The organism is Shewanella sp. SM73 (genome assembly GCF_025653795.1).
In the GTDB taxonomy this organism is placed as follows: domain Bacteria; phylum Pseudomonadota; class Gammaproteobacteria; order Enterobacterales; family Shewanellaceae; genus Shewanella; species Shewanella oncorhynchi.
Window position 1 is genome coordinate 50,418 of record NZ_JAKKRY010000021.1, and the last position, 26,155, is coordinate 76,572.

Genomic DNA, 26,155 nt, shown 5'->3' on the forward strand with positions numbered 1-26,155 from the left:
CTAACGGACATTTTGGGCGATGGATTTATTCATCTCGGCCAACATGGTCTGCATGCTATTGAGTAAACTGACGGTCACGTTATAGGTCTGCATAATTTTCTGCAGTTGCAATTGTGACTGGGAGACAAAGTCAGAGGCACGATTTGAGACCGATTCCAAAGCCGATTTCACCGCTTGCAACTTGCCTTTATCTAGTCCTCCAGCAGCGCCAAGGGCATTGGCAATCTGTTGCATATGTACCTTACTGATGCTTTGCCATGATTGCTGTCCGACTTCGGTAAGACCCCAGATATAATCACAACAACGCTGACCATCGACCTTGATGCCGTGTTCATCCATATAACTGATCACATCTTGCCAACTCGCCGATTGCATTCCTTCTGGTCCAGCTGCGGCAATTTTGTCTAGTAACTTTTTCAAATAAACAGCGGAGGGATCATTGTGACTGAGATAAGCAGAGATGCTCATGCCATCAACTTCAAAGCCATTGTCACTCATATACTTAACGACATCAGCAGGCAGATTTACCGTGGCTTTATCCCCTTGCTTCGCGACTTGAGCTATCGCCTCATCGACGCGATTCGCCATGTCTTGAGCTTGGCGCGACACATCGGCCTTTTGCTGCATTTGGCCATACTTAGCATCGGCCAGTTCTGACAACAAATTCATAAACATATACAGTACTGCAATACCTCCAGAGAGCACTGAATCTCCGCGAGACGCTATCTGAGCTTTCACCTCATCCGACGCTTGACTGTTGGTAATACTGGTACCTTGAGTTGCTACATTTGTAATTTCCACAATGATTACCTCCAACAAAAAACGATATCGCACTAAATTAACGAATGTTTTGTGCAATCGACTTGTTCATCTCCGCTAGCATGGTTTGCATACTGTTTAATAAACTGACGGTAACGTTGTAAGTCTGCATAATTTTTTGCAGCTGTAGCTGAGATTGTGAAACGAAGTCAGAGGCACGGTTAGATACAGATTCCAACGCCGCTTTCACCGCTTGTAACTTACCTTTATCTAACCCTTTACCGTCGGGGTCATTCTTGGCTAGGTACTTATCGATGGTCATACCATCTATGGTGAAACCATTGTCATGCATGTATTTCACGACATCATCAGGAAGTTTACCTACGGCTTTATCACCATCTTTGGAGACGTTTGCAATGACCTCATCAACCTGATTTGCCATATCTTGCGCTTGACGAGAAACATCGGCTTTTTGCTGCATTTGACTGTATTTGGCATCGGCTAATTCAGAAAGCAGATTCATAAACATATATAAGACTGCAATTCCCCCTGAGAGTACTGAATCACCGCGTGAAGCAATTTGATTTTTGACACTTTCAGGTTGTTGAGAGTTAATAATGCTAGTGCCTTGATTACCTACATTTGAAATATCCATAATAACACCTCATTGATTATTTAAATTAAGCATGATTTCTATTGAACTTACATATAACTTCTAACTTTTTTAACCTTGTCGATCACCTTTTCTTTAGAAGTTGAGTCAATATCATTATCAACCTCGCCAGATTCTATTTTACCTAACAAATTAAATTGTGTTTCGAGACTTTTGAAATGATGTTCCAATTCACTGACTTTATTCATAACAGTATTTTGCTGTGATTCAAATCCACCAGGGAATGCATTCTTTAACTTAATCAGCTTAGCTAATGCTTCAGGATCTCTATCAGAACGTTCAACTAGAAGATTTATTTCTTCTTGTAGCGCTTGAAATTCTTTAATATGTTCTCCAAGTGCTGCTTTACGTTGCTGAAGATCTTGCATAACTGATTTTATATCGCTGAACATATCCATAACTAACCCCTTGACTTATATAATAATACTATTGTGCATTGAAGATACCTAAAAACGATGGGAATAAAACAAAACTGGTCAAACCACTAAATTAAAATTTAAAGCTATTTTTTATAACGTGAAAAAAGTGTGTCTATAACTATTTCTGCCGCATTGATAGCTTCATCCAACAATGGAATTGTTCCACTATTACCAGATAAGATATTGCTGCGCATTTTAGCTAGTCTATTATGGTAAGCCTCCTGTTTGTAATTATGTGATTTAATATCATCCTCAAGCTGTGTAATTCTTGACATAATGCCTCCTAAAAAATAAGTGGTACATGAATTAACTCACCGGCTCTACTGAGATCTAATCCATGAATGTTCATATATTCCACGACATAACCATTATCTAATTTGCTACCCGTTGATAACCGAACACCACTCGATAACTCTATGAATGGAGACTGTGCATTACCACCATAGGTCACCACAGAAGCATTTAATAAATGATTAAGTTCGTTTTGTACTGGAATATTTTGAAATACTAACTTCAATCTATTGGCATGCGTTGGTTCTAATCCTTGCGCAACAGTCATAATCTGTTGCTGCTGTTGTTCACTGACTTTACCTGTCATGACGATGGCATCATTGATCCGCTCTATCATGAGACCAACCAGTAAATTTTTGTTTCGCAATGCGGAGATTAACGGTTTGAGCTGACTGTCAACCTGATTGCTAACTTGCCAATTAACAAGTCCGGGCAAGTTATTCAAGCTAGACACCGCTTTATCCCAGCGCTCCCCTGACTGAATGGCGCCTGAGATAATGACATTGCTGGGCTCACTACCTAAGGTCACAAGGGCATTGGCAAATCCATTTTGGGCTAAGACATCTTTGACATTACGTATCAACTGATCGCCACAAGTGGTCTGCTCTATAAATAAAATACCTTGTCCTTTGATATCACCGAGAAACTGCGCCATACGTTGTGAATCTTGGCAAAAGCCGCTCAATGTCACCACGCCATCTTTTGACCAATGGGCTTGAACTCCGTTTAAACCGTCGGTCTGCAACTGCTGCGATAACCATTGTGCGTGTGTCAACTCGGCGATAGGCATCTTTGCAGGAGCTAATAACACTGTCGCTAATAGCACCATAGAGAGCATTGAAACTGTCGCCAGTAACCACCACGACTTCTTTGCCTTTGTTTGAAAATGTGATGGCATTGCCTGTTGCTGTAATTCATCGGTGCAATGGCCTAAGAGGATACCCACACCAGCGAGTTCAATAACTTGCCCCAATGGCAACATATTGACTTCGCTTATAGGCTGTCCAGCTATCCAAGTCGGTACCCAAGACTGCAGCCGAACCCCCGCTTCATCGATCAATAAATCCACTTGTTCTACGTGTTCAAGTGTGGCTAACACATCACCATCGGGTCCGATGCTTAAGTTACCAAGAGGCAAAGATAACTCTCGTCCTTGCAATGGACCGTTTAACCATAAGAGCTTGTATCCTGAAGACATATTAATCTCCTTGGTTAACGGGTTCCGCTTTGATCAGGAACAGACGCATCACGCTTTGAGTGTGGTGATCTGTGCTTCTAAACAAACCGCCCAGTAATGGTAGATCGCCTAGTAACGGGATCTTGTTCTGGGTCGTTTCATCTCTATCTTGTACGAAGCCGCCGAGTAACAGACTCTCCCCCGATTTCAGCGTCGCCTGAGTCGAGATCTCGGAGTTTTGCACTTGTGGTAATGGTTCACTACGGCTCACTGCTTGGCTCTGTTGACCATCCTGAATATTGAGATCCAACATCACAGCCTGATGACCTACTTCATCAATCAATCTTGGTGTGACTCGTAATAGAGAACCAGTGGTCACTGACTCTAATTTAGCGACTTTATCCCCTTCCAACTTAGTGTAAAATGTCACGTTTTTATCGAGTACTGCTTGCACATTGTTTAACGTAACCACAGAGGGACGTGAGAGCACTTTGGCCTTAGAGTTCTTCTCTAGTGCATTGAGGCGCATCATGAAGTTGCCAGTATTGCCTATGACAGTGGAAAAATTGTCACTGCTATCACCACTGTTGAAACTGACTGAACCACCCCCTAATTTGGCTGACGCCGACCAATCTATGCCCAACTGTTTAAAGTCAGAGGCATCCACATCGAATATCGATACAGACACTTCAATCATGGTGGGCTTAGTATCGAGTTGTCTTATTAAAGAGCCATAAGTGGCCATATCACGGGCACTTCCACGGACTATGATGGCGTTTTGACGAGGATCAGCGGCAAAGACTGGGCCGCTAATATTACTCACAGAACCCGCCACTGCATTGGCGACTTGTGTACCTTGATCCATTTCTTTTAGCACCGTGACTAATCCTGGAATACTCACAGGTTGGCTACGATATTCATAAATAGAGTCTGTGGCAGATGCGTATTTCAGTGGATAGACTTTAACCGTTTCTTGGTTTTCTGTGGTTTGTTTAGCATTGGCATCAAGTTGTGCCGTAAGTTTGGTGACACTGTTAATGCATTCGGGTACACCTGTGACTTGCAAGCCACTGATCCCTGCCATAGATTTAATGTTACAGACCCCCTTATCTAACACTCCTGCACTGCGCAGGTAATGGTCGACCTTAGTCGCGGATAAGCTAGTTAACGGTAGCACTTCACTATTAATTTCACTGGCTTTGTAAACATATAAGACTTCGTTGTTGTAGTACCAAACTAAGCCATAGCGACGGGTCAGATCTTGAATAACGGATTTAGGATCTTGTTCTTGGATTTGGCCGATATAGTTGTCGTTGACCTTGTTACTGACAATGACTGGTACGCCGTAATTGTTGGCAAAGTCTTGGATGACGGAGGCTAGCGCAGTGCCTCGACTGATCATTACAAAGGGTTCACCTTGCCATTTAATGTTTGTCAGTGGTGCAGCCTGAACTAGGCCAATCTGACAAAGTAACAGTAGACTGAGTAGTTTTTTCATACTGTCCTCCCGATAAGTGAAGCTCGATTGCTATCAACAGGTTTAAGCAGGCTCTTTTCGAGAAACCTCGCTATAGCAAGTTGCATGACAATCCCTTGAGATAAAGCTTCATCATCTTGAATTTCATCGTAATAACGCCATAACAACCAGAGTTCACCTCTAAGCTGAAGGCCACAATCTAAGGCGTGATCACTAGCGGCTAATGCGAGCGTTGCTTGTGTTAGCCAATCCACAGCAATATCGGTCGAAATCGCTAGCACTATTGCAATAGATACAGAGGTGTCAGTTTCGAGAACGAGGGCTTGTCTTTCGGCTAAGGTCCAAGTCGTGTTTCCTTCGACGTTTTGGCTAGCCAAGAAGCCACTTTCAATCAATCTCGTCAGCATTTTCACACCCAGTTTCACTTTCATAGGATCAGTATGTAAGTGTCCAAGCCTAGCGCCCATCAGGTGAACACCTTAACTACTTAAGGTAGGTAGATGAAAAATACCAAGCCTCAGTTATTCACCTGATAGCACTGGCCGTTAACGTGGTTAAGATGAGAAAATGGTTCGAATGGATTTCGAAGTTCATGCAAGAACAAGATGAATAGCGTATTTTTAACTGACAAAGGCCGAAATAAGATGAGCAGAGAACATAGATGAAGATCCAATGGAAGTTTTCCTTAGTTACTAAGCTCACAGTCTCCTTTATGTCAGTGCTCGTAGCTCTGTGGCTGATGATGGAATATCTATCCTATAACAACACGTTCAGCCATACACTCGAACGCTCCTTAGTTGCCTTTAGTGAGCTCAGCGGATTACGGGCCGAGGTGAGTAATACACTTTTCACCGATGCCAGTTATGATGTGCGCCAGCTCGATAAACAGCTCAAACAGTTCGCTTCAATAGACAAAGTGAATGACCAGGAAATTGTGTCTCATTATTTTCCATTCCAAGCGAAAAGCCATGACGATACTTTGACCATGTGGGTCGCGCAAACATTTGGCAGTGCTGGGCAACACAGATATTTAGATACTTTCATCTTGAAACCTAACGAAGGTATTACGATTTATGCAGCATCCGATGCCAATGATGAATATTTTCAAATTCGTCTACGCGAGATAAAACAGCTCTCAGTGCAAGCGTCGACTACAGGTTATCGTTGGGGAACACCGCTCAAGGACAAGAATTCTGAGGACTACCACTTAAGTTTCAGTTACTCGAGTGACCCACAGGATCCCCTATCCCCACAAGTCGGTTTTAGTATCAATTTAGCGTCAGCAATGTCACTAAATAATGCCTTAGGACCTGGGGACATCAGCTTTTTCATGACACCAAAGGGGGAGTTATTTTCTAAATCTACCTTAACCTTAACTCCGTCGATACTCGTTAAACTCAAAGATGAATTTAGTCATGACCACCCACATGCTAAGAACACCGCACACCCATTAGGCGATTACTATGTCATAAAAGAGCATATTCATGGGCCAGGCTGGCAGCACATCACGTTAATTTCAGATGTCTATCTTAAAGATATGGCGTTAATACCTTTTTTTAAAGAACTGCCATGCGCTCTGTTGGTCTTAGTTTTGACAGCAACTATCCTACTGAATATATTAAAGATTAACCTTAGCAAACCTATGAGAAACTTCGTAAATATCATCAATAATGCCAGTCAGTCGACCTTCGAACACCGACTACCACAGGATCGTAATGACGAGCTGGGACAAATTGCGAAAGCCTATAATCATCTACTCGATACAGTAAAAGAAAGCTATGACGAGTTAGAGCAAAAAGTCACCCTTCGTACCAATGAATTAGCCTTGGCTAAGCAAGAAGCAGAAAAGGCCAATGAACGTAAAACCGAGCATCTAACAACTATCAGCCACGAAATTCGAACTCCATTGAATGGTATTACTGGGTCGCTCGAATTACTACGTAATACCCAACTGACACCTAAGCAAATGGATTTGCGTGATACCGCATATAATTGTGCCAATTCTTTACTCGCCATTATCAATAATTTGTTGGATTTTTCCCGTATAGAAGCCGACCAAATTGAAATGAACTTACAGTCTTACCCCATTTTGAAGTTGGCTGATGATGCAATGATCACCATCCAATCTCGGATCGTGAATAAACCCATCACCCTAAAATGCTTAGTCAATGCTAATGTCGCCGAGAAAGCACTACTGGATCCTCTGCGAGTCAGGCAAATTCTGGTTAACTTGCTCGGTAATTCGGCTAAATTTACCGAAGCTGGCCAGATTTTATTACGTATCGAAGTGGTTAAGCAGCATCTGTATTTTAGTGTGGAAGACACGGGGGGAGGGGTTGCTATTCAAGATCAGCAGCGTATTTTTGAACCTTTTGCACAAACTTGCCATCATAAATCGGGCACAGGGCTTGGTTTACCTATCTCAGCGAAACTCGCCAGCAAAATGAAAGGCAAACTCACAATGTTTAGCACTTTGGGCGAAGGTAGTACCTTTATTCTCGATTTACCCTTAGTTGATCCAACTGCGCCCTTATGTTTGCCTAATACTGTGATTGTCGCTCCTTTAGCCTTACATCCACAACTCACACTCTGGGGAGCTTGCCCCATTGAAGGGGATAATCCGGCATTAGCATCTCCTGAACTGGCTCACTTGCCGGCTCGTTTATGGCAGAGGCTCTTTGAAATTCGCCACAACCTGCCACATAAGCAACGTCAACATACCCCAACACTTCTCCCTTGGCGATTAAAGATCCTCTTAGTCGACGATGTCGAAACTAATCGCGATATCATAGGTAAAATGTTGCTTGAATTAGGACAACAAGTCATTGCCGTTAGCAGTGGTGAAGCCGCGTTAGAAAAAGGTACTCGACATATCTTCGATCTTGTCCTTATGGATATTCGCATGCCAGGACTCGACGGTTATCAAACAACGCAACGATGGCGCAATAGTGAAGATATTCTCGATGGTGATTGCCCAATTTTTGCACTCACTGCCAACGCCAATCCTAAAGAGCATGACACAATAGAATCCGCGGGTATGAATAGTTATATCACCAAACCAGTGTCATTGAAGCAACTTAACCATGCACTCGAAGCCGCGGCTGATATGCAGTTAGATCGTGATATGCAGCTCGTGATAAATAATGAAATCGATGCGCCTATGATTGATTTTTCGCATACAGATCTTAATCATAGACTCGCCGTGCATCTGGCCGATATGGCACATCAGGCCAAGTTACATATAGAGAATCAAGCTTGGAAAGAATTGAGTGATGTACTGCATACCATCAAAGGTAGCGCTGGCTTAGCAGGTAAAAAAAACATTGCAAATGAAGCGGCAGATTTAGAGGTAGCACTCGAAACGAAAGAATGTTTGAGCCTAGCAGAATTTAGCGCTCTCGATAATTTAATTCAGGCATTAGACGCTGAAAGTTGATCTTAGACTAAAAGTGCAAGCACGGCATAAACTGTGCTTGCGCCACATCCATCTTTATAATCCGAGTCTTTGCACCCAATGCATTAACTCGGCGACGTTATGCGCATTAAGTTTGCGCATTAAATTCATTCTGTGAGTCTCTACCGTTTTTAAACCAATCACTAAATCTTCAGCAATATCACGGTTGCGGCGCCCCTCACAGATCAGTTTTAGCACTTGTTGCTCGCGGGGGGTCAGCAAAGGGATATCCCCATCGACCACTCCACTCAAAGCGGCTATTTGCTGCTCATCTAAACTAGGATCGATAAAGTTTTTGCCCTTACTCACACACTTAATTGCCGCTAATAGTGTGCTCTTAGGGCTATTTTTTAATACATAACCATTGGCGCCTACATCAAGCGCTTCCCGTGCACTTTTTTCCTCAATCGTCGCCGTTAACATAATAATCATCATCTCTGGCCAACGTTGTCTGAGCTGACGGATCACGTCCAATCCACCCATTCCGGGTAATTTAAGATCCATAAAGACCAGATCTGGCCTGAGTTTGAGGCATTTCTCGTATACCGCAAGCCCATCTTCAACCGAGCCAATCAGATTAAGTTCAGGATAAGGGGCTAAACAGCCCCGTAATCCATCAAAAATCAACGAATGATCATCGACCACTAAAATATTGATCACTTTTCCATGACTAAATGCCATATACGTCCCTAGACTCTAATACTCAAAATCATAAAAAGTTTTTAAAACCATCGATGAAAAAATGATTTAACAGCATTAAAACCCGTTTAATATTTAAGAAATAATGAATTAATCAGCTAAAATAGTTATACAAAAATAGTAATCATGGTGCAAGTTTAATGTATAAAAATAAAAATTGAATAGCAACAGGATTAGTTTTTCTCTCTCAGGTAACTCAGTTTTCCTTCATAACTTTAAGGAATGATGCTACTAAAGGATTGATAGCTTATTCTATATATGGACATGTGTACCTTAACGGATACAAAACACTTGATGGTAATGGCCGACATTTTTACTGGTTGGGCTTTAGTATAGTTGGTAGAGAAGCTTTTGCAAAAAATGATATCGGGTTACTCAACAAATCATTTAACCAAAATAAAGAATAGTTGCTATTTGATAAATATTTATAATGTATGGCCAGTCGTTTAGGCATATTTTAGTAGTTAATTATCTAAGTTCAGACTTACCCATTATTTATAGCTCTTCACTCTCACATTAATCAGCAATTATTTAAAATAAGATAATTGACATTTACCCTGGATATAAAATAAACCATTAAAGCCAAGAGAGTTATATAATAGCTAACTATTAACCCTATTAACATTACACTTTAATCATTATTAAATTAATTTTTTAATCTATCATGTACAGTCTAATTACTCTAACACCTTTCAAGCTGGTCAATTTTTATTCAACTCATCTAAGAGTTAAAGCAAGTTACTGTTTTAGGAAAAGTGTTTTAGTGATGTATTTATAGAATCATGACACTCATCATAGATACGCTTTCACCTTTAACTTTAAACCTTTATAACTCTTTTTCTGAGGTAATATTTTGATGCCAAATTATTTAACTTGAGAAGATAAAAATGATCCAAGCTAATACTATAACTAAAAATCGCTACCACACTAAAACCCTAAGTAACTGAAAAATACTAAAGGATGTAGGGGAAACGGCCAAAATTAAAGAAACTCAAGAGTCATTGCTAGCACAATGATTAACACTTGAAGATTTAGCAAGGCAATCTACTGTATCAATAAAACTTCGCAAAAACGTGTAGTAGCCGAACAGCCAGAGCTTACATTTTAATACACGGTTAATCGCGAAAGAGGGTATATAAGCAGAGCACTGTAGGCTCCCCTAATAATTCATAACCCAACAGCCATGAATTAATGAGAGTTCGCCTATTTCTTCACAGCACAAAGCGCGTCATCTGCTGATATGGAATAGTCATACCGTCGCCGTAACAGTTCTTTGCCCATCCTGACTGTCGATAACACATTCAGTTTCTTCACCGTGTTTGCTTGGAAGTGCCGCTGTAATTACTGCATTTCTCCGTATAACCCTACGCACAAAAATGCCTGTTACACCAACAAGGCTATCGATGTGCCGTCCTAAATGAGTTAAGTTAGTGAAGCTATCAGTGTTGATGAATAGATAAGCGACCGTGCTGTGTAGCAGTGTAACGAACGAGAGCCTGAGATGGTGAACTGGCAGTTAAACATGGACATTGTTTGGCAAAGGAGATCCAAGAAAGGATTGCTGTTGCTCCCCCTTTGGGTCAACTCTTGATTTAAATACAAAAACGAACGATCCCACTTCGACAACAATAACGCCAAGTCACTGGCCATCCCCAGAGAATAACCCAATGATTAACCGAATTAATCACTCAATTCGACTAATTCATGCTGGCGAGGATCACCTGCGTGGCATCAAAACAGGCGAAACATGATTCGCCGACAGCCAAACTCTGCATTTGGATGAGTGGCATCACCGAATAGATGATGTCTTTGCCATCAATATCTATGGCTAATTCGGCCTTATCGCCAAGTTCAGTCACGCTCAGCAAACGACCGCTTAAGCAATTTTGCCCATCCACTTCACAGGCATAAGTCGTCGCCAGTACAGCGGGGGCTTTAAACAGTAACAACACAGATTTATCCAGGGCTAACTGCAAGCGTTCGCAGCTCGAATGGGTCACTGAAATCTGAATCTGTTGTCCGCCCGCTAAAGTCACGCTGATGTTGTCATTTAATCCAAATGAATCAATGCTATTGATACGCCCCGTTAACTGATTGCGGGCGCTGGTGTTGAGAGAGAAATGCGCCATCACATCCAATAAACTGTGCATATCGACGGACTCATCGAGCAAGGCAGCCAAAGCCATTTCTTGTACTTGGGAGGTGATGGAATACACCTTAAGCAACCGTTCGCCAAATTCGGTGAGTTTAGCGCCGCCACCGCCTTTGCCGCCCTTTTCGCTGCACACTACGGGTTCGGGCATGGCGGTGTTCATCTCATTGATCGCGTCCCACGCCGCTTTATAACTGATCCCCGCAAACTTGGCGCCTTGGCTGATCGAGCCTGTGTTGGCAACCTGCTCAAGCAGGCTTATCCGCCTAGGATTGGCGAAGGGCTTATCCCCGAGGGAAAGCGTAAGTAATGTATGTAAATCCATCGTCTATCCTGCACCCAAGTCTGACTTGAGTCCTATTGTCCTTCATCGTCTTGAGGATACCAATAAGATTGCCGAGATATTTCAGCGGATGAATGCCATTAATCCGCAAGAAACCGCACACAGATCACTAATTGATTGCTTAGGGCTTGAATGATCGATATATAGATTGGTATATAACGATCACTTTTTATCACGGAGGAACACAATGAAATCCATTCACCTTAAGCAATTACTGCGTTTTACCACGGCTTCGTTATTCACAATGGTACTGACATCTAGCCCAATTTTTGCGGCAGACAATGAGCAAGTGACTGTTTTTGCAGCGGCATCGCTCACCAATGCACTTAACGAAATCGGCCAGCAATATGAAAAAGAACACAATACTAAGGTGACATTCTCCTTCGCCTCTTCTTCAACACTGGCAAAACAAGTGGCCAATGGTGCGCCAGCCGATCTGTTTGTCTCGGCGAATCAAAAGTGGATGGATTATCTGATCGATGCTAAAGCGGTCGATGTTAACAGCCGAAAAACCTTGTTAAAAAATACCTTAGTCTTGATTGCCGAGAAAAATAGTCCCATCACAGAAGTCGTGCTCAATGGCGATTGGGATATTAAAGCCGCATTAAAAGGCAGTCGTATGGCTGTTGGCGATCCAGATCATGTGCCTGCTGGACAATATGCCAAACAAGCCCTCGAAAACCTCAAGCTGTGGCAAGCCGCTGAGCCCTTACTCGCCCGTGCTAACAATGTCCGTGCCGCCCTCGCTTTGGTTGAACAGGGTGAAGCGCCGCTTGGCATAGTGTATTCAACCGATGCGAAAGTCGCCCAAAAGATCAAAATCGTTGGCACCTTCCCAGAAACGAGTTACAGCCCAATTGAATACCCTGTCGCCTTAGTCAAACAAGAATCGACCGCAAGCGCCAAAGCGTTCAATGAGTATCTGCAGGGCCCAAGCGCAAAAAATGTGTTTGAGAAATATGGCTTTGGAGTGAATTAGGGTGCTGAGTGGTTCTTTGTTAAGCGGCTCATTTTTAAGCGGCTCTATGCTAAGTGGCTCTCTTTTAAGCGACTATGAAATTGCCGCACTACTACTCAGTTTAAAGGTGTCATCCGTTGCCGTTATCACCAGTTTACCCTTGGGCATTTTATGCGCTTGGGTGCTGGCCAGAGTCGAGTTTCCTGGCAAGGCTATATTTGACAGTGTGCTCCATCTACCACTGGTGTTACCGCCCGTGGTAGTGGGTTACCTCTTGCTGATCAGCATGGGCCGCCAAGGTTTTATCGGCCAGTGGTTATTTAATTGGTTTGGCATCAGTTTTAGCTTTAGTTGGCGCGGTGCTGCCCTCGCGGCGGCGATAGTGTCATTCCCGCTGATGGTCAGAGCCATACGCCAATCCTTTGAAACTGTTGATATTCGACTCGAGCAGGCCGCACGCACTTTAGGTAGCAGTCGATGGCGAGTATTTCTCACCATCACACTGCCGCTCACCTCTCCAGGGATAGTGTCAGGCATGATTATCGCCTTTGCTCGCAGCCTAGGGGAATTTGGCTCGACTATTACCTTCGTTTCTAATATTCCCGGTGAAACTCGTACAATTCCGCTCGCCATGTACTCTTTTATTGAAACCCCAGGGGCCGAATATCAGGCCATGCGTCTATGCATTATCTCGATAGTGATCGCACTAGCATCTTTACTCACCTCTCAATGGCTGAGTAAAAAAGCCCTGCAGAGGACGGCAAGCGTATGTTAACAATCAATATTGAAAAACGACTCGGACAACTGCAACTGAAAGTCGATACCCAATTGCCATTGCAGGGCGTGACAGCCGTTTTTGGCCGCTCGGGTGCGGGTAAAACCTCACTAGTGAACCTACTTGGCGGGCTTTCGACCCCAGATAGCGGTGAAATCCGCCTCGGCGACAAACTGCTTTATCAACAAGGCAAAGTGAACCTTCCCCCAGAGAAGCGCCAAATTGGCTATGTATTTCAAGAAGCACGACTGTTCCCGCACTATAGCGTGAAGGGCAATCTCAACTATGGTATGCGTACAGCTAACCCAGTCTTGTTCGATAGAATTGTGCAACTACTAGGGATTGAAAAACTCCTCAGTCGTTATCCCAGCACGCTATCGGGCGGTGAAAAACAACGGGTTGCCATTGGCCGTGCCCTGCTGACATCGCCCGATATGCTGTTGATGGATGAACCGCTAGCGTCACTCGATTTACCCCGTAAACGCGAGTTGCTGCCCTACCTGCAAACCTTATCGCAGGAACTAAAACTGCCGATAGTGTATGTGAGCCACAGCCTAGATGAGATCTTACAACTGGCGGATTATATGCTGGTGCTGCATCAGGGGAAATTGATCGCCCAAGGGGCCTTAAGTGAAGTGTGGAATAGCGAGCAAATGCGCCCTTGGGTGCCATTGCAGGAACTCAGCTCACTCCTCAGTGCAAAGGTCGCCGACAGACATCCCGACTACCCCATGACTCGACTCGTGATGGATGATGGAAACTATTTGTGGGTAAGTGGCTACCTGGCTGAAACGGCAAAGAAACTCAAAGTGCGTATTCAGGCAAATCATGTCTCGGTTTGCACTGAGCTCCCCAAAGGCTCAAGTATCCGCAACCTGCTAAAGGGAGAAATTAAAGAGTTATACCCCAGTGATAACGGCGAGCAAATCCAATTAAAAATCGCCCTAGGCCGTGATGAACTTTGGGCCAACATCACCCCTTGGGCCTGCGACGAACTGCAACTCACTCATGGAAAAGCGATTTATGCACAAATCAAAGGCGTGACTATGACGCAAATGGATATCGCCGAATCCCACTAGCTCAACCTAGAGCACCGAGCGAAAACCAAATTTCAGGCACAAAAAAACCGACTCTAGGTCGGTTTTAGTTCCTTCATCAGAAGGATTTGGTACCAGTGGCCAGACTCGAACTGGCACGCTTTTAAGGGCGGGGGATTTTGAAAAGATAGTGCTTAAAACCACTATTATTTTTCAGTAAGTTACGGCATCATTATCGTACTTTGCAAATTCTTTGCAAAACCCACATCAGACTCTGACCATGAGCAAACAACTCGAACGACACGATATCTCAGACGAATTATACGTCTACCTGCAAGACAATAGCGAACGTTGGTACGCGCGGATTAAAGTTGCTGGCAAGTGGATTGCCAAAGCGACTAAACAAAAGGAAAAAGAGAAAGCCATAGCCATGGCTCACCGCCTACAAATGGAATTCGAGTTCATGGCTGAACGTGGCCTTTTTGTTAGCTCCAAACGTTTTCGTGATGTGGCAGATAAAGCCATTAAGGCTATGCAACAGTCTATCGACAATGGTAAGGATATCGAGAAGTACACGACTTATATGCAGGTACTTCGCAAGTATCACATCCCCTTTTTCGAACGCATTTACATCACCTCTATCGACAGCGATAAGCTACGTGAATTTGATAAATGGCGAATAGAGCAATTCGGCCGTGAGCCAGCAAAGTCGACGCTACTGAACCACAATGCCGCTATGCAGCTAGTGTTCAAAGAAGCCGTTGACCAAAAATGGATGTTAGCGGCTCAAGTGCCATCATTGTCGACTAAAGGGGCGGGCTCACAACGGCGAGCGCATTTTTCACATGAAGAATATGAAAAGGCATTCGATGCCGTATTAGCACTTGAGCAAAATAGCCGTAAGGAGAAAACCCGCCAAATTCGTGAGCTGCTCATCGATTACATGGAGTTTGCGGTCTATACAGGTATTCGACCTGGGACTGAGATGGAACATCTTACGTGGGGTGATATTCAAATGGAGTCCAAGGAACACGATGTTGTTTTTTCTATTACGGTTACCAAAGGTAAAACGGTTAAGCACACAGGCACAAGGGAAGTGATATGTCGCGATGAAATCTTTTCCAGTGTTAATGCATTACGTGACCGATTCCCGAACAGAAAGCCTTCTGACAAGCTGTTTCGCTTAGCTGATGGTTCAACCACCAATGAACTGGGTAAAGCTTTTGAAAAAGCCATATCCGAAGCAGGTTTAAAGTCATCTCCGCATGGCGTTAGAACACTTTACTCATTACGCCATACCTACATTACGTGGCAACTGATGTCAGGCAACGTCAGCATGGAAGTGTTGGCTAAACAATGCGGCACCAGCATTGCCATGATTGAACAGCACTACAGCCATGTGACACCAAAGATGTACAGCAAAGAGCTGTCAGGTGTTGACCTTGGTAAGGTTGGCCCCGTAGCAAAAGAGAAAAGCATCACTCGGAAGAGAATAATTGACACCAAGCGTTCGGCACTCTTTAAAGAGTGGCACCTCAACTACAAACAGCGAGGCTGTATTTAAGCCTTAGACAATGCCTAACCTTTTAGTGATGTTCGACTCGGTAGCAACTCATGTGGCTCACAGTCGAGCACCTCTGCAATCTTGTACAACATATCGAGCGTGATGTTCGCCTCCGCTCGTTCTATACGGCCGATATAACTGCGGTCAATCTCTGCACGTAACGCCAATTCATCTTGAGATAAGCCTCTGAGCTTTCTCATTTTGCGCATCGCATGACCAAATTCAGTCGCTAATGTTTTCATAGTGTCTCCTTCGTCACAAGGCAACCACTATGGGAATTTGCTTACCAACTAACCACGGATTATAATCCGCATTTAGTGCATATAGTCCTCATTTAAGTCCTTGAGCAAACCTGAGTTCTGCATGTCTAGCAAAGCCGATTGCTCTTCACGTATCACAAGGAAAGGTAATGAACTCCTACAACGTCATTTTTAAAGGTGAGATAGCAGAAGGAAAAGACCGCCATAAGCTGAGTCAGGCACTGGCAAAGTTTTTGAAAGTCCCCGAGGAAAAAGCACATCTACTGTTCTCGGGTAATCCGATATGCATTAAGAAAGCTCTGAGCGAAAGTGAGGCTCACGCGCTAAAAGCCAAGTTGAACGCTGTGGGTATCATCACCCACATCAAGCCCGTAGCAACTCAAGCCGTAACGTCAGCCCCTGTAGCCACCGCACCAGTTACACCAAAACAAGTAGCGAAGCCATCGATTGAAGCTAAGCCTGTTACAGCAGCCACTAAACCGACAGTGAAATCCTATGATGATTTAAGTAAAGGCTGGCAAAAGGTGTTTGCTGAATTTGACCTAAGACAAGCTGACAAGTTGGGCTATTTTGCTTCAGCAAAAAGTCCTGCACATACCTCAAGGCCTAAAAAGGAACAATTAAAGGGGCAGAATGTGGTTAACATGAATGCACTCGCATTCGTGTTTGGCACGGGGTACTACTTCGCTAAGGGCATGTGGAAGAAAGGCATTTATTTGTTTCTCATGCTAATGCTGCTGAATCTGATAATCATAGCAGTTGCATCACTCATTACTGACAAGAACCTGAGCAAGCTTCCTTTTATCATCAATTCTCTTGTCTTCGGGCTTACGGCTAATTATGACTATTACCGCTATTACAAGCTCGGTGAAACTATATGGCCTTGGATGCCAAAGTGGATGACGGGTTGGTTAGGTATCATATCCTCTGCGGTTGTTACGTTTGTTGCGTTCCTTATCGTCTTAATCATTCTCGGCATTCGTTTCGGTGAACCATTAAATATTATCTATGTAAAAGAGGGGTACCTCGAAGACTACAAGCAAACCAACATAGGTCAGGCGTTTGATAAATGGACGCCTTGCGCCAGCACGGCTTGGGTAGAGCAAGAAGCCAGCAATGGCATTACCACTGTTGTATATACCTGCAATATGAAGCTGAAACACTTCAAGCAAGTGGGTCAAAAAGCCTCTGAAGCGGTAACTGGAAAAGTCGATGAAGCCTTTATCTCTCAGGTCACACACGCATCATTGACGATTCAGTTTCTCATCAATCTCGACGATACCTTTGAAGTGAATACAGCAAAGTGGCAACTGTCATTGGGAGAAGGTAAAGAGTACACCCCGTATATCACCGCCAACAATGCCCTAGATGACATCTACAGTAACTCACTCAACAAGGCTATCGGCGAAATATTCACACCAGAAAACATCCTCCTCAATCAAGTAACGAAGTAATCATCACAACCAACCGCCTGCTTTAATCAGGACCACATAACAGGGAACACCTATGAATAAGTGCATTCACGCAAGCATCAAACTCGCCATAACGTCGATAAAGACACCGCCATCAAAGGCAAATACACTGCTTTTGAGCATAGTCGCAGCAACATTACTCGCTGGCTGTGGCGGCTCGGAAGGTGACAGCAGCGATGACAACGGACAAGTCACCCCAACGGTCTACAGCATTCCAGCAACGGCAAGCCTTGGCGGAAAAATCAGCCCAGCAATAAACTTGGTTGAATCCGGTCATGCAACGACTTTCACTGTGACACCCGATACCGGCTATCAAATCGATGATATCAGTGGTTGCGGCGGCGCATTAACCCAAAACAGCTATAAAACAGCGATCATAAATGCCCAGTGTGCAGTCACCGTATCTTTCAAACTCAGCACGTACAAAATCACCACGCAAGCAACAACCGGAGGCAAAATCAGTCCCGAGAGTATTGATGTCAGTTACAACACCAATACCAGCTTTACTATCTCAACGAACATCGGCTATCAAATTGAATCCGTCACAGGCTGTAACGGTACGCTCAATAACAATGAGTACACCACAGGCACAGTGACATCAGATTGCCAAATCAATGCCACGTTTACCAAAATTGGCGATGGTACACTTGCAGAGCGGTATATTGATAACGGCAATGGCACCATCACCGACACGCAAACCAAGCTGATGTGGATGCGCTGTAGCGTAGGACAGACATGGCAAGACGGTAGCTGTAAAGGCAGTCCTACTACTTTTATCTGGCCATATGCCATGGGAATGTCTATCTCTGATGGTAACCACACCGACTGGCGCTTACCCACAAAAGAGGAATTAAGTTCACTGATTTATTGTTCATCAGGTAAACCAAGTTATTGGAAACCAAATGATAATGTGTGTGAAGGTAACTATAAAAGCCCGACATTAGCGCAAGCAGCATTTCCACAGACACCTGACTATGCTGGCTATTGGACATCTACTGCCAGCGATAATAGCCAGTTTGGCGGCAAGTGGCTTATCCAATTCTATGATGGTCATGGTCGCTGGAATGGACCAGTCCTTTATCTATACGTCAGGATGGTGAGAGGAAAACAAAAGTAACGGATCTCACCATGAGGTAGGCATTGCAGCTCTTTACCAGCAATGCCTAACGCTTCTCATCCAAAAATTACCTTTTGAAATTAATACTTTTCTGTAAATTAAAGACTGGCAATATCAATAAAACATAGTCCTGCCACACCTTCGCCATTGAATTTAGCCCATCAAGCCTTAAACATCACACCAGCCAAACAACTTACATTTTGGCAAAGGTACTGATCATTGTTGCTCTATCCATATTGAGCAACTGAGTGACATCATTCGGAATTGCTTTTGCATAGTAATCACTGCTAAAAACCACCAGTTCGATAAGGGTGGGGACTAATTTAAAGGCCAATTCTGTCGGTGTGTAAATAAATTGCTTGGCGTTAGATGGATCTTTCTGTTTTTTTAAAAAACCATTGTTTTCTAAGCTTTTCAAGCGATCAGCAAGAATGTTAGTAGAGATATTCTCTTTGGCGGCTTTAAAGTCCTTAAAATATTGAGCACCACAGAAAACCGCATCTCTAATAACTAACAGTGACCATTTATCCCCTAAGAGGTCTAGTGCCAAGCTAATAGGGCACAAAGAACGATGTTTCATAGCTGTGACTTCGTTGCGATAGACGATGCTGGAAATGCTACCTTCATCACTTTCTTAACGCAAGTAATCTGGATAATAACCAGTAAATCACTTGCATAATGCAAGTAAAGGTAAATATCTTATCATCGTGGATTAGCGAGGGAATTTTATGATAACGATTCATCATTTAGGCGTTTCACAATCAGACCGTATCGTGTGGTTGATGGAGGAACTCGGCCTGCCTTACAACATCAAGTTTTATCAGCGTAAAGTAGAAGACAACACCGCGCCAGATGAATACTTGGCGCTTCATCCTGCTGCCACATCGCCTATCATCGAAGATGGTGAACTGACGCTGTGTGAGTCGAATGCAATTGTCGAATATCTTTGCCACAAATATGGCAACGGCCGTTTGGTAATCCCTCATACCGATGAAAACTATGCTGATTACCTGTATTGGATGCAATTTAACAGTAATACCTTGACAGTATTTATGGCTGAGTTGGCTCTTAAGGAGTCGGCGACTCTCAATAGTGCTGTGCAAAAAATTTTGTTGAGGCGACGTGAAGGCTACTATCAACACATCAATAATCACTTGAGTAAAAACCAATATTTAGCTGGAAACAGCTTTAGTTGCGCCGATATTATGTCGGTATTTGCGCTGACAACGCTGCCATTGTTTGGTGGTAGAACGGTTGACGATTTGCCACATGTGAAACGCTATTTAGCCGATATTGGCGCTAGACCTGCTTATATCAAGGCGATGAAAATCGCATGGCCTAACATTTAGTAAGGTCGCCCAATCATTGGTGACGGTTAGGGAAAACTCGGTGGACGCTTGAGTATGAGAACTTACAATGCCCAACAAGTAGGTGAAACTTACGCCAAGATCAAAGCGTTGAACACGCTAACAGGGTTAAATATGCCTGAAACTCAATAAGTTGTTTGATATTTGTTCATGTTGGAGGGCTTTTTTGCCGCTCTGAATGAGGAAACAAAGCCCCAATATGGTTTCATTGGTGTTTACGTTAATGGAACCATGTGGATATTAGGTCTGAAAACCGCTTCGCATATAGCGAGGGCATCCTTGGCATCATTCTTTTGGTTTGCAACAAATGGCTTAACATGTTGAGCAGGGAGCAGTTGCACTTGATAACCAAGTGCTTGAAATTGTCTTCCCCAGTAATGCGCCGTCCCACAGGCCTCCATAGCAATAAGGCTACCTTCGGGGAATTGTCTAATTTTATCGAGCAGCTTGTTTCTGTTAACCTTTTGGTTACTCATGACTGAGTTATCCATAAGACAAACACAAACTTGAAAAACATTTTTGGCTAAATCGATACCAATAACTTTAATATCCATGATGGAAACCTCCTGAACTATTTGTCAGCTTCAAGCTTGGCATAATACTGCAAGCTTAAGTGCTGAGGCGTCCATCACTACACTACATATCTTCTTTTTAAAGACTGATGCAATAAATGTTGATTCACAACGTCAAACAAGTATGAGTTAAGTTGAAGGATATACTACATGGCGGATGAGTCTGGGCGGTTAGCGGAAATATTCAAAAGGGAAAAGTCTCGCTTTCTGCGCTTCGTTCAGCAGCAGTTTTTTGACCGTAATGACACGGAGGCTGAGGATATTATCTCTGAGGTTACTTACAACCTGTTGCGTAGAGCTGACATTATCGGAGAAATCGAAAATCTTACAGCATACTTCTATCGCTCGTTGGCCAATCGTGTCGTCGACCATCACAGGAGGCGGATCGAGACAGTCTGGCTCGACGACCAAGAAGATGCGGCACTTGCGTTAGAGATCCCCATCGAAAGGTTTGGCCCAGAAGAAATGCTGGAGCAGCAAGAATTACGAGCTCGCCTGTTCAATGCAATTGGTCAACTCTCTCACAAGGAGAGAGAGGTATGGCTGGCAACAGAGATCGATGAACACAGCTTTTACGATCTATCCATTGAGTGGGACGAACCCATTGGAACACTTTTATCACGCAAGATCCGAGCAACAGCTAAATTGCGTCGTTTGCTTGCAGACTAAAGAAACCTAAATATTGAGGTGTAGAAATGAAATTTGATTATGAACATACGACTAATTCAAAGTACGGACGAATTTATATGATCTTGGTACATGTGTTATTCGCTGTAGTCATGGCCGCAGTGCTCGCGCTCGTATTCGGATACTTCGTCATGCTGCTGTGGAACGCCGTTATTCCAGACCTGACAGGTACCCATGCTATCAGCTACTGCCAAAGCATCTCGCTACTGGTACTTGCCCGCATTCTCGTAGGAGGTTTTAGCCACCACGGCAGTGGACATGGACACATGAAACATCGAAAGGCAAGGCGAGATTACGAGGAATGGTGGCAGGAAGTAGGTAAAAATTCTTTTGAGAATTTTAAAGATTACAAACATCCGAAAGAATGACCTCAGATAACAGTCTTCGGCATCCATTTGCAAGATTTCATTCTCAAGTAGTAAGCACTTCAAAGAATTTTGTTATTTGTTGTTCGATTTACGTGCAGAAAATATGTTAGCCATCATCTTTCGCTGGATAATCTTGGCTCTTGATTTTCTATATGCTCCTTCCTGTTTTTGCTCAACATGTGAGGCAGCTCGTAACCGATAAAATTTATTGCAATAAATTGGCAGATGCCACGTCATTACAGTTGAGTTAACTAACCTTTAGGAAGGAAATCATGGTAGACCAAAAGATCCTCAATGCTTTTCAATTAATGTGGGGGCCGTTTCCAGAACCGGTCATGCTAGTTCATAAAGATCGGACCATTTTAGCGGTCAACGATCTTTGCCGCAGTATTGGAACGCCAATTGGCATTAAATGTTTTTCACTCAATATGGAAGAGGGGAAGACGACTTGCAAGCGATGTAAGGCGAATATGGCACTTCGCCAAGAGCGTACCATATGCTCCGAGGAAATACAGAACGACAAACGAGTCTTAGGCTATTGGATGCCCCTCAAGGAAGAAAAAGACGTCTTCGTGCATTTCGGTATAGGTTGTGCCGCAGCTATGGAATTGCAGGTAAGTCAGCAATAGGTTGCTCTATTACCTGTAAGGCTATGACAACAGTTACCCAAGCTCGGAGGTTGGAAACCAATGGATTGGGTAACTAGGACTGAAGTATCTGTAGACAGTAGCATTTGACATGGAGCTACGAGACGCCAGATGTCAAAATCGGTTTGTTCTTCGTGTTGAGCGAGTATTCCTGTTTTGAGTGTTGCTCTGATCCAGTAAAGGTGCTTAGCAAAGTGTCAATTACTACTGAACCAGCTCATTGCCAAAGCTACCAACTAATTTGTCAAGTTATAGAAATTTTAACTGCCCGATCAGGTAAGAATAATTTAGCGAGGACGAGATGATTAAATTGGTAAAGATTGAAATTGATAAAGAACGACTCGGGATGCTAATCGCAAGCGGTCAACTTTGTGTAGCGGATATTCGCAGCCTTGACCAAGCCTCTAAAAAGATTTTATGGAAGTTATGTTTAAGGATCGGTAGCAAACGGCTTCGCTGTGAACAATATCTTTTCAATGAGCAAGCTGAATGGCAGTTCATTAAGAGGATCGCCATGGTCTAACAGTCTGTAAATTCGATGTTTTCATAAGGAATCTTATGTGCATACGGTACGAGAAAATTCTACATTTGCCGTCAGTTAATTTCTGGGATGATTACCAAGTGAGACACATTTCACATTATATTAAATTGTGAACAATATAATAGTGCATTATTAAATTATGACTTATTGCTGTATTCAGTCTGTCATTTATCTGAGGCTAAGCTGACAGCTATAACATGTCACCATTCACTAATGTATTGAAATCTAAACAAGTGAGAAGTAAATGGTTACCTATTACACCCTGATAAAAAATCTACACATTATGTTGGCGTTAGTCAGCGTAGCGCTGTTTACCTACCGTTGGATGCTTTCATTTTGTGCAAGTGCAGGAGTGCAATTTCGGTGTTTGAAAGTGTTACCCCACATTAACGATACTTTATTGCTTTTAACGGGTGTCGTACTGATAGCAATATTGCAAATGAATGTTGCTGATCAGGCGTGGTTAATGGCTAAATTAGTCGCGTTAGTGGTTTACATTGGCCTTGGCGTGTTGGCGATTAAGTGCCATCACCGAGGTCAAAAACTGCTTGCGGGGATCGCGGCATTATTGGTGTTCGGCTACATCGTCGGCGCGTCAATGTCGCATGCTGCATGGTTTTGCCCATTTTTAATTTAATAGAAGTTGGCTGATAGGATTGCACACTATGCTTGGTTGTTTCGTTTTGACAATGATGTTTTATGTTGTTGCACTGATAGTCGTATCAAGACGGCTATTTCACGTTGGTGGTCCTAATCGCTCCCTTTCTACTGCTGCGGGAGCTATAGCGGTGGTGTTACACGCTGTGGTGTTGGCACAGGCGATATTTACCCCTGAAGGACAAAATTTTAGTGTGAGTAATGTGTTTTCATTAGTGAATTGGTTAATTGCACTCACGTTTACTGTGCTAATTTTTCGATTGAAAGTGATGGTAGTGGTGCCTGTGGTATATGGCTGCGCTATCGTTTCTGTGGGCCTGATGTGGCTCATTCCTTCAACTTATGTTGGTCATTTTGACGCGCATCCTGTTGTGCTGGCACACGTAATTTTATCTTTGATGGCCTTTAGTACCTTAATGATTGCGGCGCTGTATGCGATACAATTATGGGTCATCTTTAATAAATTGAAGACCAAACAACTAATCAAAACACCATCTATGCCACCATTACTGACGTTAGAAAAGCAGCTCTATCAGTTAGTGATCATTGGCATGATCTTGCTGAGCCTGTCGATCGTCACCGGCTTTATTTCTCTCAATGACATCTTTGTCGGCGGCATGGGTCATAAAATGGTGTTGTCTATTTTAGCGTGGTGGGTGTATGTGGTGATGCTGTGGCAGCAGTATTCTAAAGGCTGCAAAATTCGTACAGCAGTTATTTATACCTTAAGCGGGGCAGTATTAATATTCCTCGCTTACTTTGCGGCGCGTATCGTTAATGAATTAATTCTTATTAGTTAATTGTTGACTGTTCCGGATTGATTTGAGTAGACACTTGTTGAGTTGCTAGCTTAAGCAGAACGTTTTATTTATCCAGCGCCAATGATACTTGGCGTATTTTTCACAGTGAGTAGTGATTATGTTGAAATGGCTTCATCCTTACGCCGAGCCTGAGCGTGCGTATCAAGTAGCTGTAAAGTTACAGTTTTGGTTTATCAGCCTTGCATTGGCGTTAGTCGCCGTAGGTACCACATGGGGATTGATATTTGCACCCACCGATTATCAACAAGGTGACAGTTACCGTATTATTTTTGTGCATGTCCCTTCAGCCTCAATGTCGATGGTGGCATATATGGGCATGGCTTGCGCAGCATTTATTGGCTTAGTATGGAAAGTTAAAGTGGCTGATTGGATAGCAGCGTCAATTGCGCCCGTCGGTGCGGTTTTAACCTTGATAGCCCTTGTAACAGGCGCAACCTGGGGCAAACCTATGTGGGGAACATGGTGGGTGTGGGATGCTCGCTTAACGTCAGAATTAGTCTTACTGTTTTTGTATCTTGGGGTGATTTCATTATATGCCTCATTTGAAGATAAGGTACTAGCCGCTCGTGCCGCGGGGATTTTGGCAATAGTGGGCGTAATAAACATTCCTATTATCAAATATTCTGTCGATTGGTGGAGTTCATTACATCAGTCTTCGACGATTAAAATCACCGAAAAATCAGCGATGCCTTCAGAGATGCTTATTCCGTTATTGATGAATATTTTTGGCTTTGGGGTGTTAATTATCGCTATTTCAACCATGAGATTTAAAGCGGAAGTGCTGGCGCGCAACAGTATGCGTCCGTGGGTACGTGAACTTGCGAAAGCGCAAGGAGTAAAATAATGCAATTTGAATCATTTAGTGAATTTTTGAATATGGGCGGTTACGGCTTTTATGTGTGGCTGGCATATGGCGTCACATTTTTTTGTCTCGGCACGTTAGTGATAGTGAGCGCTAAAGGTCAAGCTAACGTGCTGACCGAAATAGCCATTAAGATGGCACGTGAAGAACGCCTAAAAGAAACTCGAGAGCCTAAATCATTAATGCCAGAGGTAAAAAACGACTCACATTTGCGGTGATGGTCTTCGCAGGGGGCGCAGCTTGTATTTCATAGTTGCTCTATGCGTTTAACTCTAACTTGGAGCTGTTTTATACCCAGAATGAGATTATTTAGGGAAAAAATAGATACAGGCATGAAGGATGACTTACAATGCCAAAATGGAAACTGTATGTGAAGTGTTAATCAACCAGTATCGTCATAGATATTATTAATGTTGTAGATGCAATAAAATCATCTGCCAGTCGATAAATTGGAAGTAGAGTTCCTTTTGTAGGACGACACTTCACAGTTCAGGGACTTTAAGGGTTATATATGCATATCATTGTTATCATTTAGATAAAATCGATTTTTTACTGTGCCAACAATGCTATTTATCAACAGAGTTATTGAAATTATTTGAATAGATATTATTAATTTGTTAGTAATAGATAGTTTTATGGCATTTGAGGAGTCATTTTTATCTCATTTGCAGCAATGATATTGGGAAGTGTTAGGTCGTTACCTCGGCAAATTAACTATGCGTTTAGCCTTAGTTTCCGAACTAAGCCGAGAAGATACCCCCCTGTGTCAGGATAGTTGTCACCCCTAAATAATCATTATTTTTAAAGACAGGGCGCGGCAAATGAGAACGATATGGCTCGGTATTCACCAGAACGTAAAGAGGCGATCCTTAAAAAATTATTACCGCCTCACAATTTAACGGTCGCAGAGGTCGCTCGGGAAGAAGGCATCGCGGTGCAAACCTTGTATCATTGGCGAGATAAAGCCAGAAAAGAAGGTCGTCCCGTGCCAGGTAAAACTCTTACA

28 protein-coding genes and 3 pseudogenes are annotated in these 26,155 nt (G+C 43.2%); 18 read left to right on the forward strand and 13 right to left on the reverse strand.

Going from position 1 to position 26,155, the window contains the following annotated elements; translation table 11 throughout:
* From L5M51_RS21105 to L5M51_RS21135, 7 genes are all read right to left on the reverse strand, one after another.
* The gene (locus tag L5M51_RS21105) at positions 1-801 is read right to left on the reverse strand and encodes a secretion protein EspA (protein WP_263174478.1); all 801 of its coding nucleotides are present in this window, start codon (positions 799-801) and stop codon (positions 1-3) included.
* A gap of 37 nt (positions 802-838) precedes the next feature.
* Positions 839-1,414 (reverse strand): secretion protein EspA, encoded by a 576-nt coding sequence (locus tag L5M51_RS21110; RefSeq protein ID WP_006081435.1) that lies wholly within the window; start codon positions 1,412-1,414, stop codon positions 839-841.
* A gap of 47 nt (positions 1,415-1,461) precedes the next feature.
* On the reverse strand, positions 1,462-1,830 hold the full coding sequence (locus L5M51_RS21115; RefSeq protein ID WP_131525044.1) for a hypothetical protein: 369 nt from the start codon (positions 1,828-1,830) through the stop codon (positions 1,462-1,464).
* Positions 1,831-1,934: 104 nt separating this feature from the next.
* Positions 1,935-2,126, reverse strand: a complete 192-nt coding sequence (locus tag L5M51_RS21120) for a hypothetical protein (protein ID WP_131525043.1) — start codon at positions 2,124-2,126, stop codon at positions 1,935-1,937.
* Between the two features lie 8 nt (positions 2,127-2,134).
* Positions 2,135-3,340: a type III secretion system inner membrane ring subunit SctD gene (gene sctD / locus L5M51_RS21125; RefSeq protein WP_263174480.1), complete on the reverse strand. Its 1,206-nt coding sequence runs from the start codon at positions 3,338-3,340 to the stop codon at positions 2,135-2,137.
* Position 3,341: 1 nt separating this feature from the next.
* Positions 3,342-4,817, reverse strand: coding sequence for an EscC/YscC/HrcC family type III secretion system outer membrane ring protein (locus tag L5M51_RS21130; RefSeq protein WP_131525041.1), 1,476 nt, complete (start codon positions 4,815-4,817; stop codon positions 3,342-3,344).
* Positions 4,814-5,263: a hypothetical protein gene (locus L5M51_RS21135; protein ID WP_263174482.1), complete on the reverse strand. Its 450-nt coding sequence runs from the start codon at positions 5,261-5,263 to the stop codon at positions 4,814-4,816. Before L5M51_RS21135 ends, L5M51_RS21130 begins: the two co-directional genes overlap by 4 nt.
* A gap of 194 nt (positions 5,264-5,457) precedes the next feature.
* On the opposite strand from L5M51_RS21135, the gene L5M51_RS21140 reads away from it, so the two are divergent.
* On the forward strand, positions 5,458-8,232 hold the full coding sequence (locus tag L5M51_RS21140) for a two component system sensor kinase (protein WP_263174485.1): 2,775 nt from the start codon (positions 5,458-5,460) through the stop codon (positions 8,230-8,232).
* Positions 8,233-8,286: 54 nt separating this feature from the next.
* Here the strand turns inward: L5M51_RS21140 and L5M51_RS21145 are convergent, their stop codons facing one another.
* From L5M51_RS21145 to L5M51_RS21155, 3 genes and pseudogenes are all read right to left on the reverse strand, one after another.
* Entirely contained in the window at positions 8,287-8,931 is a 645-nt protein-coding gene (locus tag L5M51_RS21145; RefSeq protein WP_131525039.1) for a two component system response regulator, read from the reverse strand.
* A 1,177-nt stretch (positions 8,932-10,108) separates the two neighbouring features.
* Positions 10,109-10,329 (reverse strand): annotated as a pseudogene (locus tag L5M51_RS21150) (IS4 family transposase); the annotation flags it as partial.
* Between the two features lie 317 nt (positions 10,330-10,646).
* The gene (locus L5M51_RS21155; RefSeq protein WP_263174489.1) at positions 10,647-11,426 is read right to left on the reverse strand and encodes a TOBE domain-containing protein; all 780 of its coding nucleotides are present in this window, start codon (positions 11,424-11,426) and stop codon (positions 10,647-10,649) included.
* Between the two features lie 205 nt (positions 11,427-11,631).
* Between L5M51_RS21155 and modA the strand changes: the two genes are divergently transcribed.
* The 4 genes from modA to L5M51_RS21175 all read left to right on the forward strand — a co-directional run bounded on the left by modA (position 11,632) and on the right by L5M51_RS21175 (position 15,778).
* Positions 11,632-12,423, forward strand: coding sequence for a molybdate ABC transporter substrate-binding protein (modA, locus tag L5M51_RS21160; protein WP_263174490.1), 792 nt, complete (start codon positions 11,632-11,634; stop codon positions 12,421-12,423).
* Positions 12,424-12,469: 46 nt separating this feature from the next.
* Positions 12,470-13,177 carry a molybdate ABC transporter permease subunit gene (gene modB, locus L5M51_RS21165; protein WP_411569258.1) on the forward strand — a complete coding sequence of 236 codons (708 nt, stop codon included), beginning with the start codon at positions 12,470-12,472 and terminating at the stop codon, positions 13,175-13,177.
* Complete coding sequence (modC, locus tag L5M51_RS21170; RefSeq protein ID WP_263174492.1) at positions 13,171-14,256, forward strand: molybdenum ABC transporter ATP-binding protein ModC; 1,086 nt, start codon at positions 13,171-13,173, stop codon at positions 14,254-14,256. Before modB ends, modC begins: the two co-directional genes overlap by 7 nt.
* Positions 14,257-14,494: 238 nt before the next feature.
* The gene (locus tag L5M51_RS21175) at positions 14,495-15,778 is read left to right on the forward strand and encodes a tyrosine-type recombinase/integrase (RefSeq protein ID WP_014609872.1); all 1,284 of its coding nucleotides are present in this window, start codon (positions 14,495-14,497) and stop codon (positions 15,776-15,778) included.
* A gap of 14 nt (positions 15,779-15,792) precedes the next feature.
* Here the strand turns inward: L5M51_RS21175 and L5M51_RS21180 are convergent, their stop codons facing one another.
* The gene (locus tag L5M51_RS21180) at positions 15,793-16,020 is read right to left on the reverse strand and encodes a helix-turn-helix domain-containing protein (RefSeq protein ID WP_115335460.1); all 228 of its coding nucleotides are present in this window, start codon (positions 16,018-16,020) and stop codon (positions 15,793-15,795) included.
* 167 nt (positions 16,021-16,187) lie between these two features.
* Between L5M51_RS21180 and L5M51_RS21185 the strand changes: the two genes are divergently transcribed.
* Both L5M51_RS21185 and L5M51_RS21190 read left to right on the forward strand, forming a co-directional pair.
* A complete protein-coding gene (locus L5M51_RS21185) occupies positions 16,188-17,492 on the forward strand; it encodes a DUF2628 domain-containing protein (RefSeq protein WP_263174495.1) in 1,305 nt (434 codons plus the stop codon).
* A 52-nt stretch (positions 17,493-17,544) separates the two neighbouring features.
* The gene (locus L5M51_RS21190) at positions 17,545-18,627 is read left to right on the forward strand and encodes a DUF1566 domain-containing protein (protein ID WP_263174496.1); all 1,083 of its coding nucleotides are present in this window, start codon (positions 17,545-17,547) and stop codon (positions 18,625-18,627) included.
* A 193-nt stretch (positions 18,628-18,820) separates the two neighbouring features.
* On the opposite strand, the gene L5M51_RS21195 is transcribed toward L5M51_RS21190, so the two are convergent.
* Positions 18,821-19,207 (reverse strand): winged helix-turn-helix transcriptional regulator, encoded by a 387-nt coding sequence (locus L5M51_RS21195; protein WP_014609875.1) that lies wholly within the window; start codon positions 19,205-19,207, stop codon positions 18,821-18,823.
* A gap of 148 nt (positions 19,208-19,355) precedes the next feature.
* Here L5M51_RS21195 and L5M51_RS21200 point away from each other — a divergent pair, with 148 nt between their 5' ends.
* On the forward strand, positions 19,356-19,976 hold the full coding sequence (locus L5M51_RS21200; RefSeq protein WP_014609876.1) for a glutathione S-transferase family protein: 621 nt from the start codon (positions 19,356-19,358) through the stop codon (positions 19,974-19,976).
* 36 nt (positions 19,977-20,012) lie between these two features.
* Positions 20,013-20,126: pseudogene (locus tag L5M51_RS21205) on the forward strand (IS5/IS1182 family transposase); the annotation flags it as partial.
* Positions 20,127-20,215: 89 nt separating this feature from the next.
* Here L5M51_RS21205 and L5M51_RS21210 read toward each other — a convergent pair.
* Positions 20,216-20,548 (reverse strand): annotated as a pseudogene (locus L5M51_RS21210) (IS110 family transposase); the annotation flags it as partial.
* 168 nt (positions 20,549-20,716) lie between these two features.
* On the opposite strand from L5M51_RS21210, the gene L5M51_RS21215 reads away from it, so the two are divergent.
* The 9 genes from L5M51_RS21215 to L5M51_RS21255 form a co-directional block, all read left to right on the forward strand.
* Positions 20,717-21,235 carry an RNA polymerase sigma factor gene (locus L5M51_RS21215; protein ID WP_263174500.1) on the forward strand — a complete coding sequence of 173 codons (519 nt, stop codon included), beginning with the start codon at positions 20,717-20,719 and terminating at the stop codon, positions 21,233-21,235.
* Positions 21,236-21,261: 26 nt separating this feature from the next.
* Entirely contained in the window at positions 21,262-21,621 is a 360-nt protein-coding gene (locus L5M51_RS21220; RefSeq protein WP_263174504.1) for a hypothetical protein, read from the forward strand.
* A gap of 272 nt (positions 21,622-21,893) precedes the next feature.
* Positions 21,894-22,250, forward strand: coding sequence for a hypothetical protein (locus L5M51_RS21225; RefSeq protein ID WP_263174506.1), 357 nt, complete (start codon positions 21,894-21,896; stop codon positions 22,248-22,250).
* Between the two features lie 319 nt (positions 22,251-22,569).
* Positions 22,570-22,791 (forward strand): hypothetical protein, encoded by a 222-nt coding sequence (locus tag L5M51_RS21230; RefSeq protein ID WP_014609880.1) that lies wholly within the window; start codon positions 22,570-22,572, stop codon positions 22,789-22,791.
* A gap of 262 nt (positions 22,792-23,053) precedes the next feature.
* A complete protein-coding gene (locus tag L5M51_RS21235) occupies positions 23,054-23,446 on the forward strand; it encodes a SirB2 family protein (protein ID WP_014609881.1) in 393 nt (130 codons plus the stop codon).
* A gap of 28 nt (positions 23,447-23,474) precedes the next feature.
* Positions 23,475-24,266 carry an inner membrane protein YpjD gene (locus L5M51_RS21240; RefSeq protein WP_263174508.1) on the forward strand — a complete coding sequence of 264 codons (792 nt, stop codon included), beginning with the start codon at positions 23,475-23,477 and terminating at the stop codon, positions 24,264-24,266.
* 118 nt (positions 24,267-24,384) lie between these two features.
* Positions 24,385-25,131, forward strand: coding sequence for a heme ABC transporter permease (locus L5M51_RS21245; RefSeq protein WP_263174511.1), 747 nt, complete (start codon positions 24,385-24,387; stop codon positions 25,129-25,131).
* The gene (gene ccmD, locus L5M51_RS21250; protein WP_014609884.1) at positions 25,131-25,367 is read left to right on the forward strand and encodes a heme exporter protein CcmD; all 237 of its coding nucleotides are present in this window, start codon (positions 25,131-25,133) and stop codon (positions 25,365-25,367) included. Before L5M51_RS21245 ends, ccmD begins: the two co-directional genes overlap by 1 nt.
* 614 nt (positions 25,368-25,981) lie before the next feature.
* The coding region (locus L5M51_RS21255) for a transposase (protein WP_263171552.1) at positions 25,982-26,155 on the forward strand (174 nt) is incomplete at its 3' end.